Here is an 18,207-nt window from a genome sequence, read left to right as displayed (position 1 = left end):
GATAGTCAAGAGAATATGCTATTTCTTTTTAAAAACTGTCGCCAGTACGCCACTTACAATGATCGTTCCTAAAACAACTAACCAGGCAGCACGTTTTTCATTCGTTTGCGGAAGCACACCCCCATTATTTTGACTAGAAGTGGTGGTAGTCACTGAACCACCGACCTGATCACTGGATTGACTCGTTTGGCTCGTTGATGAATGATCATTATTTGAATCGGTGGTACTTGGTTCCGTTGTACTTGGTTCCGTTGTACTTGGCTCCGTTGTGCTTGGTTCCGTTGTGCTTGGTTCTGTTGTGCTTGGCTCTGTCGTACTTGGTTCCGTCGTACTTGGTTCCGTTGTGCTTGGTTCCGTTGTACTTGGCTCCGTTGTACTTGGCTCCGTTGTGCTTGGTTCCGTTGTACTTGGTTCCGTCGTACTTGGTTCTGTTGTGCTTGGTTCCGTTGTGCTTGGTTCCGTTGTGCTTGGTTCTGTTGTACTTGGTTCTGTTGTACTTGGTTCTGTTGTACTTGGTTCTGTTGTACTTGGTTCCGTTGTGCTTGGTTCTGTTGTACTTGGTTCTGTTGTACTTGGTTCTGTTGTACTTGGCTCCGTTGTGCTTGGTTCTGTTGTGCTTGGTTCTGTTGTGCTTGGTTCCGTTGTACTTGGCTCCGTCGTGCTCGGCTCCGTCGTGCTCGGTTCCGTTGTACTTGGTTCCGTCGTACTTGGTTCCGTTGTACTTGGTTCCGTCGTACTTGGTTCCGTTGTACTTGGTTCTGTTGTGCTTGGTTCTGTTGTACTTGGCTCTGTTGTGCTTGGTTCCGTTGTGCTTGGTTCCGTTGTGCTTGGTTCCGTTGTGCTTGGTTCGGTCTCTTTCTTGGTATTTGTTAGAATAATCGTTTCACCATCGTTAGTAACCGTGCTTTCAAAGTCTTCAGGAACATTGATTTCCGTCACTGTATAACTGAAGTCTTCTCCCTGATTATTGTATTTGGGTAACACGAGTTGCTGACCATTAACAGGAACCTCACTGAGGGTGACTTGGAAATCGTCTTCCTTGCTCAAGGTCAGTGGATCGGAAATTTGCCAACCTTGTTCCGAGGTGGTGGTCATTCGTTGCACTTGGTATTCGATCTGCTCTGGAATCTCGGCGGCAGAAACATTGACCCACTTCTTAAGGACATTTATCGAAACCACTGGCGCTTTAATCGATGGAATTGGAAAATCTACTGCTTCTCCGTCTACTTCCGGCACTAATGTGGTACGACCGTTACATAGAACCCACGTTTCTCCTTGGAATGAAGAGTCTTCAGTATCAAGGCGGATTTGATAGGTCAATGTAACTCGCTCGTTCTCACCCAAAGCAAGATTGCTGACAGTGATGGTTTGATTGGCTTCTGCTACTTGCACATTTGCCACTAGGTCAGGTGCTTCGACCCAAGTTCCTTGTTCATCTTTTCGCCATCCAACCAGTTGATAGTTATCGGAATCAAAACTACCTGCACCTTGTAGCAAGATTCCTGTACCCATTGGATCAGTGATCGTACCATTGGAGATTGTCTTATCGATTTTATTTGCGATTTCCGTCAACGCTGAACCTAAGCCAACCAGATTTTCATCTATCGTTAAATAATTCCCTGATGATGTAGCTAAGTTTCGACCAATGTATTCCCCGCGAGAAGACGGAGCAGTAGCCACCGAATACATTGGAAAGCCCGCTTCCTTGATCGCGACGATCGTGCCTAAAGTCGCGTCTGTCACTACCGAAGTACTGACAGGGATTGCAAGAGAATCCGAAGAAGATGAACTTGTCGTATGATACGCAGAATTATCAGTTTGAAAATCTTTGACATAGCTTTGGGTGTGATAACCGTTATAGTCTGTGATCTCCCCCGTGTTAGGATAGGTAGTCGCTCCCTCTACAGGAAGATAACTACGATTGGCACTATTATCACCAATATGGATAAAAAGTTTTTCAGCTTCTGGACGACTTTCCTCCAGCAAGAGCCGCTCACCTTCTAATAACCCTTTTTGCATGAATGTTCCGGAATGGGACTCTGCGGTTTGACGTAGAAACTGTTCTAAGTAATCGATATCTGTTGAAAAACCATTCGTGGAGTAAACATAGCGATTATAGGCCACGATCCCGATTCGAATAGAGCCATTTGCTAATGAGTCTGCCAATTCCGTGCCAAATTGTTGCAAGCCTAACAACGCATTATTCAATTTTTCTCCAGTCATAGAAGAAGAAAAATCGACTACTAAAACTAAATCAACCGCATTGTTCGTTTGGTTTCCTTTAACATCAAGGGTGACGTCAAACAATCCTTGATTTCCTGCAACTTCTTGCACACTTTTCTTTAAATACGCCTGATCATCATAATTGACATAATTCTCACTATCAAACTCGACTCCAGGTGCATTTCCATAATCATAATTGTAGGTATCTCCAGCAGCCGTACCGTGGGTAAGGTATTGCCCCGCTTGGTTCTCCTGATAGTCAAAATCATAGGTCGCCGCTTTCGCGCTGACACTGATCATACTCAATATAAAAGTACATAGGATCAGTAATAAGCGACTGTTTTTTTGGAACCAACCTTTTTTTTCTTCCATTTCTATCACTCCTCTTATTTCCAATCATTTCTTCCTGTTTGCTAGCGCAAAAGCTTATTCTTTTACCAGACCACAGTATAGAGCATCCCAGCCCTGAAAAGAGACAAAAAAATGTCAATTTCCTATACAAAAAAATATCCTTTTTTATGCTATGATGAAGATGAATCATCAATAGTTTAAGGAGATAGGAGGTCCTTTGATGGAACGATTCTACACTTTTTTTGGGAGTAGTCTGAAAAAAGACCTCGATTTATTGCGTTTCTTGTATTTACAAAAACGTTTTGTCCCAATTGAAGAAATCAGTGCCACCCTTGCTCTTGATCGACGCTCAATCCAAAAAAGTTTCATAGCGTTAACAAAACAGCTTGAGCAAAATGCCGAGGAAAAACACCCCATCTTACTGGCCAAACACGGAGCTGGATATAAATTTAACGGAAACAAAACAGACTATAAACATCTGTTACGACAACTACTAGCAAAGAATCCTTTTTTTCAATTATTAGAAACATTGCTCCTGCATAATGAGATTAATGTGGTTCAATTTGCTAACGATTATTTTTTCTCGGAGTCTACTGTTCGCAAAAGAGTCTATGAGCTGGAGAATCTCTTGGCACCTTTAGGCTTTACATTAAAAAAATCCAAAGGAAATGTACAGCTGAATGGTGATGAAGCGCGCATCCGTTATTTTATGGTCGCCTTCTTTTGGCGTACTTTTTCAGGTGTTGATTGGCCTTTCAATCATCTCTCTCAAAGCAAATGTGAAGAGATCGCTCGAGCTTTCTATCGCAACAATCACATTCCTTTTAACACGATTGAATTGAAACAGACGACCTATATACTAGCCGTAATCTGTTTGCGTTACCGCCAGGGTCAAACGATTGCCGAAGAAAAGTTACAGCTCCAACCACCATTAAAGGGCTTAGACTTGACCTTATTTCAACAATCAATGAATCCAAAAACACCGATTTTCACCCAACTGTCACAGGAGTTAATGACTCACTTTTTTCTGAATGAAAAAGAATGTCAGTTTTGCTTTTTGTGGTTGATGTCCAATCTAGAGCGAACGTTTCCAGAGGAGCAACTGAATTGTTATTTTCCTTCGAAAAAAACGAGTGACCAGCAACTTACTACGATTCAAAAAGCACTGGCTTCAATGACTTCGCCAGCTGAAAAGATGGCCATTTCACAACCCCGTAAACAAGTCATTTTGAATACGATCCTGAATGGGATATTATCCGTCGAACTGTTTGGCGAAACTGTTCATACGCTAGCGGGCTATAACACAGCTCAGTTCCTTACCGAACATTTTCCGAATTTGCAACTTCATTCCGAACAATTGCTAGCTTATCTAAAAGTCTATCACGAGGATTTGGAAAAACGCAAAGGACTGGCTTTGTATGTAGCAACAGCCTGGACGCTGATTTTACCTCCAGCTCGCTTTCAGCAAGTCATTCGAATCAAGTTAGAAACGGACCTGCCTTTCGCACTTTCTTTAGCAATTAAGGAGTTGATCCAAACCCCTTTTCAAGGTTTCTATAACCTTGATCTGCGGGATCACTTTGAAGACGATGATTATGATCTTTGTATCAGTACATCACCATTGACCGCAACATCGGCAGAAATACCGGTAATATTGATCAATGCACAGATCACCTTGCCAGACCTATTAGCGATCCACCAAGCCATCGAGGGCGTATTGCGAAAATAGCCCAGGATTGGATACTTCCTAAAATCAGCCCAAAAACGGCTAAGTAGCTTCCTCAAAAGCTACTTAGCCGTTAGTTGTTTCTCGCAATTTATTTCGTGAATACAAAAAAATGAAGTTCTTGACGAACAGAAAGACGCTTATTCTTCACTCATATAAATCAAACCGACTTTGGGTTTTTGAGTGACTTTCAGTCCTGTGATTTCACGATAGAAAAAGCGATGCTCTTTCCGAATCATGGCAATGATCTCTTCTTCAGTTAGGCCTAGATCAGTGACTAAGTCATCTTTCCCATGATTGCAAAGCTCCAATAAAATTTGAAGTTGCGCATCGATCGCTAATAGTTTGGACCACTGAACAAAAAGATTCTCGTACTTTTTATTAAACACAGCTAGAAACGTTTCCGAAAGTTCTTGGAAATATCCATATATTTTAGGAAAGTGTTGAAACACCTCTCTTTGATTGAGTTCTTTTTGGAAATATGCCAAATAGTCTGTTGCATTGTCTATTTTTCTCGCCTGCATACCTTCTTCTCCTTTGTTCCTGCTTTCATAGAAAACATTTTTACTAAGTTTCCTCTATTTTCAACCATTGCATTCCATTTTACGTATTTACCTTTAGAGCGAATATTTTATGACTAACTTCTAAAGCAAAAAACTTGGTTAACATGCGCTGGCTCTTAGTTTCGATAAAAATCCTGCCTTTTTTACTAGCGATTGGCTCAAGAAACGATTTATATGATTACTATAGCGTCAAATGTCCGTGAAAAAAAATAATAAATTTCACCAGCCGGTGAAATTTTTCACTAGAATGATGTTCCTTCATCTTTTATTCAGTCAGAGAAAGAGACGAAATTTCATATGTAAAGCAACAAAAAAAAGCCCTTTTTCACCTACCACCTATTTTTAGAGGAGAGGTTTTCATGAAAAAATTTCAATTAAAGTTTTTCAGAAATCGATCATTGATTCGAAAAATACAGTTACTGAGTGAATTTGAAAAAAATGATACTTATAGCTTAAAAAGCTTAGCAACGATCACCCAAAGCAGCAAGCGAACCCTAATCACTGATATTCAAACACTCCGCGAGTTCTTCAAAGATTCTCTTGCGATTCACTCAACAAAATTTGGGTACTCCATTGAAGAGATTGATCCCGACGGTTATTTAAAGCAAAAGCAGCTTCTTGTCAAAGACGAACCCATTTTTCAACTGTTAGAAAGCTTTTTTTTCAACGAAAAGTATTCTTTACTTGATTGGAGTCTCGCATTAAACTTATCCGAGCAAGCACTGTTGAATTACTTTAAAAAAATCAATACTTACTTAGCACCTTTTCACTTGCAAATCGCCACAAGTCCCGTCGTATTGATTGGCTCGGAAATCAACGTTCGCCAGTTCTTTTTTGTTTTTTATTATGAATCAGCGATTAACGTAAACACACTGTTTCCCTCAATTGACGTGCAAAATACTGTGATAGAAATAACTCGATGCTGGCAGGATAAAACCCAACTGTCGTCTGCTTTTTCCTATTTCTCTTATATTCTCTATATCGCTATTGAACGCAACAAAAATGGCTTACAGGTCCATCTTTCTGCAGAGCTGAAAAACTTTTACGACCAAAGCAAGCCATTTTTTCAATTAGAATCTTTACATGCCATTATTGAACGTTTCTTTGATTGTACGTTTCCTGAAGAAGAAATCATCTTTTTATTTATCTGTCTGATTTGTCGGCAAAAAATCAACCAACCTGCCCTACTAACAAGTGAGCTTGTTTGCGAACAATGGCCTGAAATCAAACAACTAGCCCATGACTTTTATAAAGAAAATCGTGGCTCATCATTTGATGAAAGTAAGGACTTAGTATGGTTAGAGAGCTTTTTCATCCGACTGAAATTAAGAGAGCTACTCTCTCCAACAATGAATGTCGCCATCGATGATTTAACGCAATTCGTCAAGGAAAAATTCACTGATGAATACCAAAAAAACCAATTTTTTTTAAGCCATCACGAACTTGTCAAACGATTCTACGATCCGACTTACCTAGATGATATTTGCGTCAGTCTGACGCTGCATATGGAAGCGATCAAAGAAGAAAATTGGGGGCGGCAACGAACGATCGCGATCATTTTCGAAGGAAATGAGTATGCTTGTGAATATGCGGAAAGTATCATCCGAAAATACTTGGCACCTTTTCATACGCTTTATTATCCTGACGCCGGCGAATTATCGCCAGAATATCTCCAAGAAAAGAAGATCGATCTACTGGTCACCAACTATTCCGAATACACCACAGAGTTTTTGCTTGAAGTGGAATGCGTGTTGTTGAAGTCATTTCCTGACGCTACCGATTGGAATCGACTACTTAAGCAAATCAATCCACGAATCTTGCGTTTGGTTGTATTAGACAATGTGTAAGTCAGATCGCTAGATTTTTCTTCCTATATACGTATACAACATAACGCTCTTCAGATAATCAGTTATACCAAACGATGCTTTTTTCCAAATCAATCAAACACGATGATATATATTATTTAAACTCTGACCGTCTTGATCGATCAGAGTCTATCTTTACTATTTTTCGCTGAGATAAATCAAGCCATGTGGCGCTTTTTGATTCGTCCCAATCCCTGCCATTTGTCTGTAATAAACATTTTTGTCTTTTTTGATCATTTCGACGATCTCTTCTTCTGCTAATTCGATTTCCTTAAAAAAATCATGTCGAAAAAAATCTAAAAACATTTGTAACTGAGCGTCGATCTCTAGCAAATCAGCGATTTGTTGGAGAACATTCTCGTATTTTGTATAACAAATTTCTTTGAACCGTGTCTGCAACTCGGTGCACACCTGTTTGATCAAAGGATATTCCTGTAAGTAACAAAGTTCACTATAATTTTTCAAATAGGCTTCTGGTGTCACATGTCCTTTTTTCATCATGATTGCATCATTCCTATCTTTCATCTGAATATATTTTTGCACATAGACAAGAGCTAAAGTTTAAAATCGATCAGTGACATGAGTCTGCGCCAATCAGTTGAGTTCGGGATTTTATTGAATAATAAATAGACTCCTGAACAAGAAAAATTCGACATATGCTCGTTATAATTGGTAACGATAATATCAAATTGGTTCGCTTCAAAATAGCCGGGATTAATATCTAACACATTAGGAAAATAGAGTTTTTGGTAGCTGCCAAGATACTTACGTGCTGTGACTTGAATCCGTTGAGAAATAAATTGATTTCCTTCCAATAGAAATGCGATTTTTTTGGGCTTTCCCCAATACAATTCTTTGACACAGTCCATGTGAATCGTTAAGACTGCGCTGATATCCACGATCATTTCTAAAGATAGGCCTTTTAGATGCTTAAATTGCTTTTGTAAAAACGTGGTGTTTTGTGCCATCTCTTCGGGAAATTGTTTTTTAACAAATGAAATCAAATCTGGAATCACTTTATTCAAGACTGGGGAAAGTCTGTTCTTTAGTAAGACTGTAGCAAAAAAGGAATGAATCAAAACCGTGCTGTATTCAAACGCATAGGGCGGTACCACTACTTCCTTTAGATAGCGTTGGGTTAATTGCAGGATCTGAGAATCTCTGCCTAGCTTGTTGCAAAAATTTCTTTCCATCTCAATATCAAACACCGTCCGCTTCCCCATAGATAAAGCATAAAAGTAGATGATTTCTTTTTCGGCGATCGTTGTTTGTAAATGATGCGACAGCATCGTCTTTAAATTTTTCAGCTCGAGATAATACTCTTTGCGAAACTGTTTTACGATGGCTGGATCGATCGTGACGTAATGCCCATGAGAGGTTCTTTCTAAAATGATATATAGCATGTAACTGATTTCCTCAAAGGCGAGATTAGAGAAATTGCTGTCGAATTCTTCTTTTTTTAAATTTAGACCGATCTCGTGAATAATCAACGGTGGAAATACGGTATGAGGAGTACTGTCGGATTCATAAAAAAAATTCAGAAAAAAGTGCCGGATGTTGACTTCTGCTCCCACCAGATCGACCGTGGTTTTGTTCAACGTCAATTGATATTGCGCTAAAATGGGATCAATCTTTCTGAAATAACGCATCAGTGTGGCAGGAGAAATAAACAAAATGTCTGACCATTCATTGATTGTCAATATTTCACCTAAGAAAATGCTCTCAAAGATGCGAAACAACGGTTCATTACTGATTAAATTCCGCTTTTTTTCTAAGTAGCTCTCTGCATCAATAATTTGTAACTGATACCCACTATTTGTCGTTTCCATTTCAATCGAGGCTTCGAAGTAATCTTTTATATTTTGTAGATCTTCAATAATGGTTCGACTAGAGCTTTTGATCACTTTTGACAACCCACGAATTGGTACGTGAGAGGCATGCTCCATGTGTTCTAGCAGATGTAGCCACCTTAGCGTCGTTTTACTAATGACAAAAGATGATTGGAATTGTCTCATAGATTCGCCTTCCTCTACTCGAAATAACTTTTTAATTCAGCCACGATCCGCTCGCTCGCTTGCCCGTCTCCATAGGGATTCTTGGCTTGTGCCATTTGTTTGTACGCTGCCTCATCTGACAATAAATGAACGATTTCTGAATACACATGCTCCTCATGGGTACCAATCAGTTTCAAAGTCCCTGCTACCACCCCTTCTGGGCGTTCCGTCGTTTCACGTACGATCAAGACGGGGATACCCAAGGAGGGTGCTTCTTCTTGAATCCCTCCTGAATCGGTCAAAACAAGGTAGCTGCCTGCCAGTAACTGATAGAATGCAGGGGCATCCAATGGTTCAATCAGTTGAATGTTTTGCTGCCCTTCTAAATAGTGCTGGGCAAGTGTACGGACGCGGGGATTTTTATGCATGGGAAAGACGATCGTCAGATCTGGATAAGCAACAGCGATGCGTTTTAGTGCACGAAAGACTTGTTCCATGGGTTGCCCAATGTTTTCTCGTCGATGCATCGTAACTAAAAGGATTTTTTTCTCACTAATTAGTTTTCGCTCTTTTTTTTGTGCCAAGGTGTGGTACAAAGCGTCGATGGACGTATTGCCCGTGACCACAATACGGTCTTGTGGGTGGCTTTCTTTTAAGAGATTAGCACGGCTTTGATCCGTCGGTGCAAAGAGAAAATCCGCTAGTTGATCAATCAACCGGCGATTCATTTCTTCCGGAAACGGATCATTCTTGTTACCTGTTCGTAGCCCCGCCTCCACATGTCCAATCAAGATTTGTTGATAGAAAGCTGCCAGCCCAGCTGCGAGTGCCGTCGTCGTATCGCCATGAACCAACACCACATCTGGTTCTTCTGATTGAAAAATACCTTCGAGACCTTCTAGAATACGACTGGTGATACTTGACAAGGTTTGATTTTCTCGCATGATAGCCAAGTCGTAATCAGGAGTCAGTTGAAACGCTCCTAATGTTTGTTCAAGCATTTCTCGATGTTGCCCTGTCACGACGATCTTCGATAGAAAGCGTGGATCGTTTGCTAGTTTCTTTATGACCGGTGCCATTTTGATTGCTTCGGGTCGTGTACCAAAAATAGATAATACCTTTATTTTTTGCATCTTACTTCTCCTTTTTTCAGCAATTTGTGCATTAATCAAGTTGCTTTTTGTAAATCTTCTGCCAGCGCTTCATATACGCCGTTAAGGCATAGTGTTGCTCAATCGTTGCTCTGGCTTGTTGACTGATCTTGATTCGTTCTTCCTTGTTAGCTAACAGTTCACTCAATGTCTCGATCATTGCTTGAGTATCACCGGCAGCTACTAGGTAGCCATTTTCACCTGAGTGGATCAACTCCGGGATTCCCCCGACATTGGTCGCTACATTGGGGATGCCTGCTGCCATGGCTTCTAAAATCGCCATCGGCAAGCCTTCGTGATAAGAAGGGAGAAAATGGACGGCAGCCTTGCGAAAAACAGCTGGTAACGCATCGGTTGCTACCCACTCATTTAAGAACACATTGGTCAGGGCTTCTTCTTGGAGCTGCTGGGCAACTTGTTGATTTTCTTGATCCCCAAACAACATAAAGCGAACCTCAGGGAAGGAAATAGCCATTGCTTTGGCAACTGCCAACAGATCAAAACTGCCTTTTCTTTGCCCGATCCTGCCAAGAGTAATGACCCATTTTGCGGTAGGATCATAAACGGATTCCTCCGGCACCTCTACGGCATTTGGCAAGACCTCGATCGCGGTATCCGTAATTGTTTGGTAGAATGCTGCCCAGCTGCTACTTAGTACTACAAGCTGATCCACCCGTGATAACGTAAAACGGATCCACCACTTTGCCCATGAAGGACTGTTTTGATAAAACTGATCAAATTGCGAAGCATGCATATGAAAAATCGTCTTGCAATGTTTTGGTGCTAGCAACAACAGCAAACTCTTGCGATAGAAACTGCCCTTTTGCGCAACGTGGAAATGAAGGATCTGGCACCTTTCTTTTTTGATATGCCGACGAAAGGTAAGAAACGCTTTGAACTGCGTCCAATATTTTCCTTTTTCCGACCAGGTCGTATGAACGACGAAACGCACGTCCTCTGGCGCTTGTGCTTTTTGGAAATTATGAATGACCGTTGCGATCCCCCCTTTTGCTGCTGGATCTGGACCGATAAGTAAGATATTCATGCTTTGTTGATTTTCCTTTCTTGTACAAATCTAGTTACCTGCTTTAGTTCCTTGCGATAAAGAACAACGACGAAGAGCAGCAGCAGCAAAACGAGGCTCTTTTCCAGCCAAAGAATGCGATTGAATGCCGTAAACAGCGCAAAGCAATACAGCACGATCGAAAGACTGACTTGCCGTTTAACTGAGAATCCCTGCCAATAAGTCATTGAAAAATATGTACGTGCAAAAAAGAAGACCAAGTACCCTAATCCCGTGGCACAAGCCGCTCCTGTGGCGCCAATTGTCGGTACGAGCAGAAGATGACAAAGGGAGGCGGCTAAGACCGCCAGCAAGGAGGCAGCAATATTCAAGTGACTTTTCTTATAAAAAACGATCCCGAGATTGGTCGTTTCACTGATCGTCATCATCAAGGGATAAAAACATAACAAGGGAAACAAGTACTGGGCTTCTAAGTAGTCTTGCGACAATAAGATGACGATCGTTTCTTTGAAAAAGACCATCGTCAAAAAGAAAATCGCCAAGACGAACATGATAAAGTGACTGACTCGCTCGTAATAAATCAATGGTTTGCCTTTTTTGAACCATTCATAGGAGGTGGGAATCCAAAAATTGGCAAAACTAACTTGTAGAATCATCAAGGCACTTGCCACTTTAAATGCCGCCGTATAGATCCCCAATGCTGCAAAATCAGCAAAATAGCGTAACATCATTTTGTCGATAATCATTAATAGGCTATAGAGAAACGTACCGACCACGGTTGGCAAGCCAAAACGACTTAGCTTCTTGATCAGGTTGCGATCAATGTGGCGAATGAGCGGCCTAAAAAGCGCCAGGTTTGCCAGAACCAACAGACAATCACCGATGATTTGTCCTAGAAGCATGCCATAGACCACCGTAATGAACGTCGGCGGACCAAAAAAGAGAAACAGCAATGTGATGAGCAAGACTATGAACTTCACCAAAATACTGTACACGGAGAACTGGATCGCTTTGTTTTGCATTCGAATCGTTAATAAAAGAAACCGTTCAAAAATCAGTAGTCCCGACGAGAGAGCAAATAAATAAATCGCACGGGTGTACTGTGGAGATTCAAACAAAAGCTGCGAAAACGGTGCGGCAAAAACCACTAGGATCAGCTGGAAGATCAGCGACCCGAGCAACGGGACGAGCATCGCTTGTTGCAGCAACTCGCGTTTGTTTTCGTGGTCATGGTATTCCCTCGTGAAGGCTTGGTCGAAGCCGAGATAGATCACGTATATCAAAAAGGTCTGTGCCAGGAAAAACATACTGGTCTTCCCATATTCTTCGGGTGTCAAAAAGCTGGTCGTTACGGGCAAAAGCACCAGGTTTAAAACCGCCGAACCTAACGAACCGAGGGAGAAGAAGCCCAGCCTCAAAAGTAATTTTTTCAATCAGTTGTTCACTCTTTCTCTGTTAAAATAATGCCTCCACAAATCAATCCTAAAAAGGTGGAAGACAATGCCGAATACAAAACATGCCCAGCAAAAAAACTATAAAAAAGCACCACGATCAAGGCAAAGCTATAAACCGATCGCTTTTTCGGCTGAAAGGCTAAGTAAACAAAATAGGCGAGCATCAGCAGCAATAATGCTATTCCTAGTAGGCCTTGCCCGAAAAGGGTGTCGAAGAAGTCCATTTCAATTAAGCCAAGACGACCAAAGTGGGCCAACCGGTATTCAAAGCCTTGGCCAAAGATCATGGTAAAGTGACGAGCCTCATCATTTAAGAAGGCGTTCATCCCACCAATCAAAAAATCACTTCTTGAACTAGAAAATAAGCGGATCAAGTCTCCATCGAAAAGATGATAAAAATACACCATGCGTAGATAGGTTCCTTCGACGGCTTGGATCAGCAATGGTAGTCCTTGAATAAGCAGCCAAGCAATCGTCATAAAACTCATAAACCAGATAAACAGTTGTTGCAGGAATGCTTTACGATCAATCCCTAGCACCAATCGGATTAAAAGATAGAACAAGACACCGACACCATAAAACACGCCGGTTTTCGTACCGACTAAGACCAGACAGACGAAATTTCCAGTGAATAAACTAGCCAAAAACAACGAAAACTTATGGGTCTGTTCTTTGATCGAAACAATTAGTGCCTGGACTGTAAAGGTGATGGAAACAATAAAGGCAAAGCTCGTATCATTATTGGCAAAGAAATAGCCTTTATACCCAGCATCAGAATTGTCATAAGTTTGGTAGCCTAACCCTAAAAAATAAGGAATCAGTAGCCCCAAGGTGAAGCAGACACTAATAACAATAAACAAGCTGTCGTAGTGCAGTTTGGAGAAGTCGTTTTTTCGTTGATAGACATAATAAGGAATCAGTACCCATAAGAGGTATTTGATATACACCGATAGATCCTCAATCACCCATTGCCAGCTGTACTCCAAAAAAAGCGCTTGTAACAGAAAAAGCGTAAGCGTCACAGCGATAAACCCATACGTTAAATACGTATAGTAGCTAAGGGGAATCTTTTCTGTCACGATCATAATCACTAAGAACAAAAAGAACAGCAGACGGTAGAACACGCCAACGGGAAAAGGAATGCCCAGACTTAGAAATAAACCGTTTAAGACGTCGATTATCGGAAAAATGGCCACAATCCCCAGAAAGAAGCGGTGATGGCTTTGCTGTTTTGATTTCATGCGTTTCTTCTTTTTTCTCCCCACACATACTGTAAAAAGCGTAAATTTCCTATAATATAGCGATCAAACATCCTGACTGGCTCTTGAGCAAAGCGATAAAACCATTCCAATCCTGCCCGCTGCATCCACAAGGGTGCCCGTTTGGTTTTGCCTGCGACGATATCAAAGCTGCCGCCAACCCCCATCGCAAAGGGCACTTGCAATACTTCGCTGAATGTATCGAGCCAAATCTCTTTTTGCGGACTAGAAAAAGCGACAAACAGCAAGTCTGGTTTCGTCCGTGCAATCTCTTTTGCCACGTACAATGATTCGTCTTCGGAAAAATAACCATGGTGAAAACCCGCTATGTTGAGGTCGGGATAAAGCTGTTGGTCATGTTTGACGACGGCTTCTACGACTTCCGCAGTTGCTCCTAAGTAATAAGGCCGCCAGCCTTTTTCTGCTGCTAGCTTGACGAGTTCGCGAAAAAGATCGATGCCCGTTACCCTTTCTGGTACAGGACAACCTAAATATTTCGCTGCCCAGACAATCGACTGGCCATCAGCCGTGATCAAAGCTGCCCGATTGACGATCGATCGCAACGAGGGATCATTGCGCATCAAGTTTATTTTTCCCGCGTTAATTGAAACATGTTGTGCGGGGCCCCCTTGTTCGATCATTGCCTCGATTTTAGAAATGGTTTCTTGAAAACTTAGAGAATCTAGATTGCTTCCTAAAAGTGACACACGTGTTTGTTGCTCCATTAGAATGCTCCTTTGGGTAAGAAAACAACGCCAATCGTTTTCATAATAATTTTCAAGTCCAATAACCAGCTCAGGTTATTGATGTAATAAAGATCCAACGCGACCATCTCCTGAAAGCTTAATTCGTTTCGTCCACTGACTTGCCACAACCCTGTGCAACCGGGTGTGACAGACAATCGTTGCTTGTCTTTCTCTGAATAGCTGACGACTTCTCTTTCTAAAGGAGGACGGGGACCAACCAGTGCCATCTCCCCTTTCAAGACATTGATCAGTTGGGGCAATTCATCAAGACTCGTTTTTCTCAACAAACGGCCTAGCCGCGTCACTCGTGGATCTTTTTTTAGTTTAAACATGGCCCCTTCAATTTCGTTTTTATCAAGATACTGTCCTAATAATTGATCGGCATCAGGTACCATCGTTCGAAATTTGTACATCACAAACGTGGACTCATTTTTCCCAACACGGACTTGCTTAAAAATGATCGGTGCGTGCCAGTTAGAACATTTGATTCCTATACAAATCAGCAGTAACAGCGGGCTAAGGATGACTAATAAGCCCAAGCTAAAGATGGTTTCTATCGATCGTTTCCAACGTACATAGCCAGTAACCCGAACTGTTGGCTGTTTGTCTAAAGCGGGTCTTTCCACAAAGTTCCCCTCCTTAATAATAGTAATTTTCGGCTGTATCCGTGCCATTCACGACGACACCTAAGATGTTGGCGTTGACAAGGCGCAGTTTTTTGACGGCATTTTTTGCGGATTGCTTGTTCGTTTTATCCGCATGAACAACTAAAAGTACACCATCAACTTTCTTGGCTAAGATCAAGGCATCAGAAACGACATTGACTGGCGGTGTATCAATAATGACCACATCGTATAGTTGTTTGACCTCTTGCAAAGCTGCGGTCATTTTCGAAGAAGCGAGCAGATCATTGGGATTTGACATGATAGCTCCACTAGTAATGATTGAAAATTCGCAATCTTCTAAAATCACTTGTTGGACACAGCTTTCGATGGAGACAGCCCGTCGAATATAATTGGACAAACCCACATGCATTTCTTGTGAAAACAAATGATGTTGAGTGGGCTTACGCAGATCCGCATCAATCAATAAGGTTCGGTTGCCTTTTTGGGCATAGGCAACCGCCAAATTTGCTGAGACCGTGGATTTTCCCGTACCGCTTTCTCCTGAAGTAATCAAAATCGTTTGGGCATCTTGTTGTTGGCATAAATAGTCGACATTTTCGCGAATCAATTTTACTTGTTCGCTGATGATGGAGTAATTTTCCTTCATGCTACGCATCACACACGCTTCCTTCCTCTAAGGCTTCTCGACTGGATGGTTTTAAACGAAGCAACTCGTTTTTCTTTGCTTATCTCACCGATGACTTTTACCCCTAAGACCTCTTCGATTTCAGTATTTGAAGCAAAACTGCGCTCAAAAACCAACAGGAGGAACACATACGTAAAAGCGAAAAGAAGACTTAAAAAAGCGGTCAAACTGTACAACAAAAATTTGTTTGGACGAGCTGGCGTTTCTTGCGGCAAAACGGCTCCTTCTGCCAAAATCGTGACATTATCAATGTTCATGATCTTAGGGATCTCTTCACTAAAAACATTTGCGGTCGTATTGGCGATCTTCGCTGCGATCTTCGGACTTTGATGGTAGGCATTGATTTCAATGATCTGCGAGTTAGTGGCATTCGATACACTCAAAATCTCTGACAGTTCAGCCACATCATAGCTTCCCTCTAGCGCCTCACTGACTTCATTTAAGATGCGAGGACTCATGATGATGGTGCTATAGGTACTGACGAGTTGAAGGTCTGCCTGAATCGTCTGGTTTTCCAGACGATTGCCAGCTGTCGTTTCTGACTGACTAATCAGCAACTGTGCACTTTTTTGATAAATGGGTTCAGCAAACAGGGTTAGATAAAGCAACATCGCTAGTAAGGGAACACTAATGATCATGAGGATCCAGCCTATTCTTTGCTGAAAAACTTGCTTCAATTTTTTTGTGTTTATTTCTTTATTCATTGGTTTTCCCTTTCAATAACATAAATAGCAATCAAACCATTTACTGGGCGCTTGGTAATGCCCCAAGAGAATAGGCAGCATCGAACCTCGTTTTATCTGTCACAATATTTTTCGTGTCAAAAACGATTTTTTGTTTCATCGCTTGAATGGCGGCTGGCGCTATATCTTTAAAAGCATCATGGTCACAGAGGATCAATGCCAGATCACTGTCTGTTAGTGCTACTTCGAGATGTGCAACATCAGAAGTGGCGACATAGGGGTCATAAGTGGTGACTTGCAGTGCTTTCTTTTGTTTCAGTCTTTTGGCGATCTCAATTGCCGGACTTTCTCTGGCATCGTCAATATTGCCTTTATAAGCCAACCCTAAGACCGCGATCTTGTTTCCGCCATGAATCGCTAAAATCTCTTCGACTTTTTTAATAATGAATTCAGGCATCTCTGTATTGATCATCCGCCCCAACTGAATCAACTTTGCGTCTTCAGGTGCTGCCGCAACCACAAAATATGGATCAACCGCTAAGCAATGGCCTCCGACACCAGGTCCTGGCTGATGGATATTGACCCGTGGATGCTGATTGGCTAATGCAATCACTTGGAGTGCATCAATGTTTAGGCGATCCCCAATTTGGACCAATTCATTGGCTAGTGCAATGTTCAGGTCCCGATAGGTGTTTTCCATCAATTTCGATAGCTCAGCGATACTTGCAGAAGTCTCCAACACGTTTCCTTTGACGAAGGCCTGATAAATGCGTTTGCCTTGTTGGGTACAAGCGCTGGTCATGCCACCAATGATTCGGTTATTCATCACTAGCTCTTCAAAAATTTTCCCTGGTAAAACTCGCTCTGGGCAATGCAACAAATAGAGTTCTTCTCCAATGGTATAGCCTGCTGCTTCAAAAAACGGTCCAACGATGTCCTCCATCGTACGAGGTTGAATAGTCGATTCAACAATGACAGTGTTGCCTTGTTCAAGATAGGGTAGGATAGCAGCCATCGCCGCTTTGACGTAGGACAAGTCGCAACTACCAAATTGATCAGCGAGGTTTGGCGTTGGTACGGCAATGATAAAAGCATCCGCTTTTTCTGGTACCAATTGTGCCTTGAATGTCTTTTTCGCTAAAGCTTGTGCTAGATAGCGATCAATGTTGGGTTCTTCGATTGGTGCCAGACCTGCTTGAAGTGATTGAACGACTGTTTCTGACACATCAACCCCAACGACTTCAATCCCATGATTTGCAAAAGTAAGTGCTGTGGGTAGCCCGATATACCCCAATCCGATAACGTTTACCTTCATTCGCTCTTAACATCCCATTCTGCCAATTGTTCTTCTCCAGGCTTATAAATCAATTTTTTCGCCACTTGCCCTTCTTCTAAAGCAAAGGAAACTTGTCCAGTGATGGTTTCACCTACAGCGATCTCATTGCCAAACATCGCCATAGTATGATCAAGTTCAAGAAGTTCCCCATCCTCGGTTTCTAGCAGGAAATCAATTGAACCTAACCCTGCGGCAACTGACCCCATATTTTCTGCTGTGATGGTAAATGTATGTAAAACTTGTTCCCCATCTTCTGTTTTCTTTTGATTGATTTCTTGTTTGTCGATGATGATCTTTAATCCACCAATGATCGATTGCGGCTCGGCATTGCTTTGGTCCGTGATTTGTTCGATCGGTTCGCTGCCTTGGGTAGTATCCGTCTTTGCTTGGTCATCCGTCGAGCAAGCCGCTAAAAAACTCCCCATAAGGGCAAGGCTAAAGAAGGTAACGATTTTTTTCTTCATGTTCATTTGCTTTCTCTCTTTCTATCAATGAAGAGACCCTTGCAACAGGCAAGGTAC

General features: G+C 41.8%; 16 protein-coding genes. 2 read left to right on the top strand and 14 right to left on the bottom strand.

Annotated elements, in window-relative coordinates; all coding sequences use genetic code 11:
* Positions 1 to 18 precede the first annotated feature (18 nt).
* Positions 19 to 2,523, bottom strand: a complete 2,505-nt coding sequence (locus tag IGI84_RS03030) for a VWA domain-containing protein (RefSeq protein ID WP_430600953.1) — start codon at positions 2,521 to 2,523, stop codon at positions 19 to 21.
* A gap of 271 nt (positions 2,524 to 2,794) precedes the next feature.
* Here IGI84_RS03030 and IGI84_RS03025 point away from each other — a divergent pair, with 271 nt between their 5' ends.
* Positions 2,795 to 4,303 carry a helix-turn-helix domain-containing protein gene (locus IGI84_RS03025; RefSeq protein ID WP_430600741.1) on the top strand — a complete coding sequence of 503 codons (1,509 nt, stop codon included), beginning with the start codon at positions 2,795 to 2,797 and terminating at the stop codon, positions 4,301 to 4,303.
* A gap of 137 nt (positions 4,304 to 4,440) precedes the next feature.
* Here the strand turns inward: IGI84_RS03025 and IGI84_RS03020 are convergent, their stop codons facing one another.
* On the bottom strand, positions 4,441 to 4,824 hold the full coding sequence (locus IGI84_RS03020; protein ID WP_430600739.1) for a DUF7006 family protein: 384 nt from the start codon (positions 4,822 to 4,824) through the stop codon (positions 4,441 to 4,443).
* A 398-nt stretch (positions 4,825 to 5,222) separates the two neighbouring features.
* Between IGI84_RS03020 and IGI84_RS03015 the strand changes: the two genes are divergently transcribed.
* Positions 5,223 to 6,710, top strand: coding sequence for a helix-turn-helix domain-containing protein (locus tag IGI84_RS03015; protein WP_430600738.1), 1,488 nt, complete (start codon positions 5,223 to 5,225; stop codon positions 6,708 to 6,710).
* Between the two features lie 156 nt (positions 6,711 to 6,866).
* Here IGI84_RS03015 and IGI84_RS03010 read toward each other — a convergent pair whose 3' ends face one another.
* The 12 genes from IGI84_RS03010 to IGI84_RS02955 are packed head-to-tail and all read right to left on the bottom strand — an operon-like array spanning position 6,867 to position 18,156.
* Positions 6,867 to 7,229, bottom strand: a complete 363-nt coding sequence (locus tag IGI84_RS03010) for a DUF7006 family protein (protein WP_077453629.1) — start codon at positions 7,227 to 7,229, stop codon at positions 6,867 to 6,869.
* Between the two features lie 53 nt (positions 7,230 to 7,282).
* Positions 7,283 to 8,743, bottom strand: coding sequence for a helix-turn-helix domain-containing protein (locus IGI84_RS03005; RefSeq protein ID WP_420698753.1), 1,461 nt, complete (start codon positions 8,741 to 8,743; stop codon positions 7,283 to 7,285).
* Positions 8,744 to 8,757: 14 nt separating this feature from the next.
* The gene (gene wecB / locus IGI84_RS03000; RefSeq protein WP_430600735.1) at positions 8,758 to 9,855 is read right to left on the bottom strand and encodes a non-hydrolyzing UDP-N-acetylglucosamine 2-epimerase; all 1,098 of its coding nucleotides are present in this window, start codon (positions 9,853 to 9,855) and stop codon (positions 8,758 to 8,760) included.
* 31 nt (positions 9,856 to 9,886) lie between these two features.
* On the bottom strand, positions 9,887 to 10,918 hold the full coding sequence (locus tag IGI84_RS02995; RefSeq protein WP_430600733.1) for a glycosyltransferase family 4 protein: 1,032 nt from the start codon (positions 10,916 to 10,918) through the stop codon (positions 9,887 to 9,889).
* Positions 10,915 to 12,330, bottom strand: coding sequence for a lipopolysaccharide biosynthesis protein (locus IGI84_RS02990; RefSeq protein WP_430600732.1), 1,416 nt, complete (start codon positions 12,328 to 12,330; stop codon positions 10,915 to 10,917). Before IGI84_RS02990 ends, IGI84_RS02995 begins: the two co-directional genes overlap by 4 nt.
* Before the next feature lie 8 nt (positions 12,331 to 12,338).
* Entirely contained in the window at positions 12,339 to 13,592 is a 1,254-nt protein-coding gene (locus tag IGI84_RS02985) for an O-antigen ligase family protein (RefSeq protein ID WP_325811120.1), read from the bottom strand.
* Entirely contained in the window at positions 13,589 to 14,335 is a 747-nt protein-coding gene (locus IGI84_RS02980) for a WecB/TagA/CpsF family glycosyltransferase (RefSeq protein WP_156237224.1), read from the bottom strand. Before IGI84_RS02980 ends, IGI84_RS02985 begins: the two co-directional genes overlap by 4 nt.
* Positions 14,335 to 14,982, bottom strand: a complete 648-nt coding sequence (locus IGI84_RS02975; RefSeq protein WP_325811121.1) for a sugar transferase — start codon at positions 14,980 to 14,982, stop codon at positions 14,335 to 14,337. The genes IGI84_RS02980 and IGI84_RS02975 overlap by 1 nt, the downstream gene beginning before the upstream one ends.
* A 13-nt stretch (positions 14,983 to 14,995) precedes the next feature.
* Positions 14,996 to 15,637 (bottom strand): CpsD/CapB family tyrosine-protein kinase, encoded by a 642-nt coding sequence (locus IGI84_RS02970; RefSeq protein WP_081119035.1) that lies wholly within the window; start codon positions 15,635 to 15,637, stop codon positions 14,996 to 14,998.
* Positions 15,637 to 16,371 carry a YveK family protein gene (locus IGI84_RS02965; RefSeq protein WP_077453638.1) on the bottom strand — a complete coding sequence of 245 codons (735 nt, stop codon included), beginning with the start codon at positions 16,369 to 16,371 and terminating at the stop codon, positions 15,637 to 15,639. The genes IGI84_RS02970 and IGI84_RS02965 overlap by 1 nt, the downstream gene beginning before the upstream one ends.
* 40 nt (positions 16,372 to 16,411) lie before the next feature.
* Positions 16,412 to 17,665, bottom strand: coding sequence for a nucleotide sugar dehydrogenase (locus IGI84_RS02960; RefSeq protein ID WP_325907411.1), 1,254 nt, complete (start codon positions 17,663 to 17,665; stop codon positions 16,412 to 16,414).
* Positions 17,662 to 18,156: a DUF4352 domain-containing protein gene (locus IGI84_RS02955; RefSeq protein ID WP_074932533.1), complete on the bottom strand. Its 495-nt coding sequence runs from the start codon at positions 18,154 to 18,156 to the stop codon at positions 17,662 to 17,664. Before IGI84_RS02955 ends, IGI84_RS02960 begins: the two co-directional genes overlap by 4 nt.
* Between the last annotated feature and the right edge of the window lie 51 nt (positions 18,157 to 18,207).

It is taken from the genome of Enterococcus sp. DIV0008 (genome assembly GCF_050542615.1).
Taxonomy (GTDB): domain Bacteria; phylum Bacillota; class Bacilli; order Lactobacillales; family Enterococcaceae; genus Enterococcus_D; species Enterococcus_D innesii.
This window is presented reverse-complemented; position numbering and strand designations above follow the sequence as displayed.

Excerpts from the sequence above, each read along its gene's own strand:
- IGI84_RS03030 (WP_430600953.1), bottom strand. The coding sequence starts at position 2,523 with ATGATCAGTGTCAGCGCGAAAGCGGCGACCTATGATTTTGACTATCAG.
- IGI84_RS03025 (WP_430600741.1), top strand. The coding sequence starts at position 2,795 with ATGGAACGATTCTACACTTTTTTTGGGAGTAGTCTGAAAAAAGACCTC.
- IGI84_RS03020 (WP_430600739.1), bottom strand. The coding sequence starts at position 4,824 with ATGCAGGCGAGAAAAATAGACAATGCAACAGACTATTTGGCATATTTC.
- IGI84_RS03015 (WP_430600738.1), top strand. The coding sequence starts at position 5,223 with ATGAAAAAATTTCAATTAAAGTTTTTCAGAAATCGATCATTGATTCGA.
- IGI84_RS03010 (WP_077453629.1), bottom strand. The coding sequence starts at position 7,229 with ATGATGAAAAAAGGACATGTGACACCAGAAGCCTATTTGAAAAATTAT.
- IGI84_RS03005 (WP_420698753.1), bottom strand. The coding sequence starts at position 8,743 with ATGAGACAATTCCAATCATCTTTTGTCATTAGTAAAACGACGCTAAGG.
- wecB (WP_430600735.1), bottom strand. The coding sequence starts at position 9,855 with ATGCAAAAAATAAAGGTATTATCTATTTTTGGTACACGACCCGAAGCA.
- IGI84_RS02995 (WP_430600733.1), bottom strand. The coding sequence starts at position 10,918 with ATGAATATCTTACTTATCGGTCCAGATCCAGCAGCAAAAGGGGGGATC.
- IGI84_RS02985 (WP_325811120.1), bottom strand. The coding sequence starts at position 13,592 with ATGAAATCAAAACAGCAAAGCCATCACCGCTTCTTTCTGGGGATTGTG.
- IGI84_RS02980 (WP_156237224.1), bottom strand. The coding sequence starts at position 14,335 with ATGGAGCAACAAACACGTGTGTCACTTTTAGGAAGCAATCTAGATTCT.
- IGI84_RS02970 (WP_081119035.1), bottom strand. The coding sequence starts at position 15,637 with ATGCGTAGCATGAAGGAAAATTACTCCATCATCAGCGAACAAGTAAAA.
- IGI84_RS02965 (WP_077453638.1), bottom strand. The coding sequence starts at position 16,371 with ATGAATAAAGAAATAAACACAAAAAAATTGAAGCAAGTTTTTCAGCAA.
- IGI84_RS02960 (WP_325907411.1), bottom strand. The coding sequence starts at position 17,665 with ATGAAGGTAAACGTTATCGGATTGGGGTATATCGGGCTACCCACAGCA.
- IGI84_RS02955 (WP_074932533.1), bottom strand. The coding sequence starts at position 18,156 with ATGAACATGAAGAAAAAAATCGTTACCTTCTTTAGCCTTGCCCTTATG.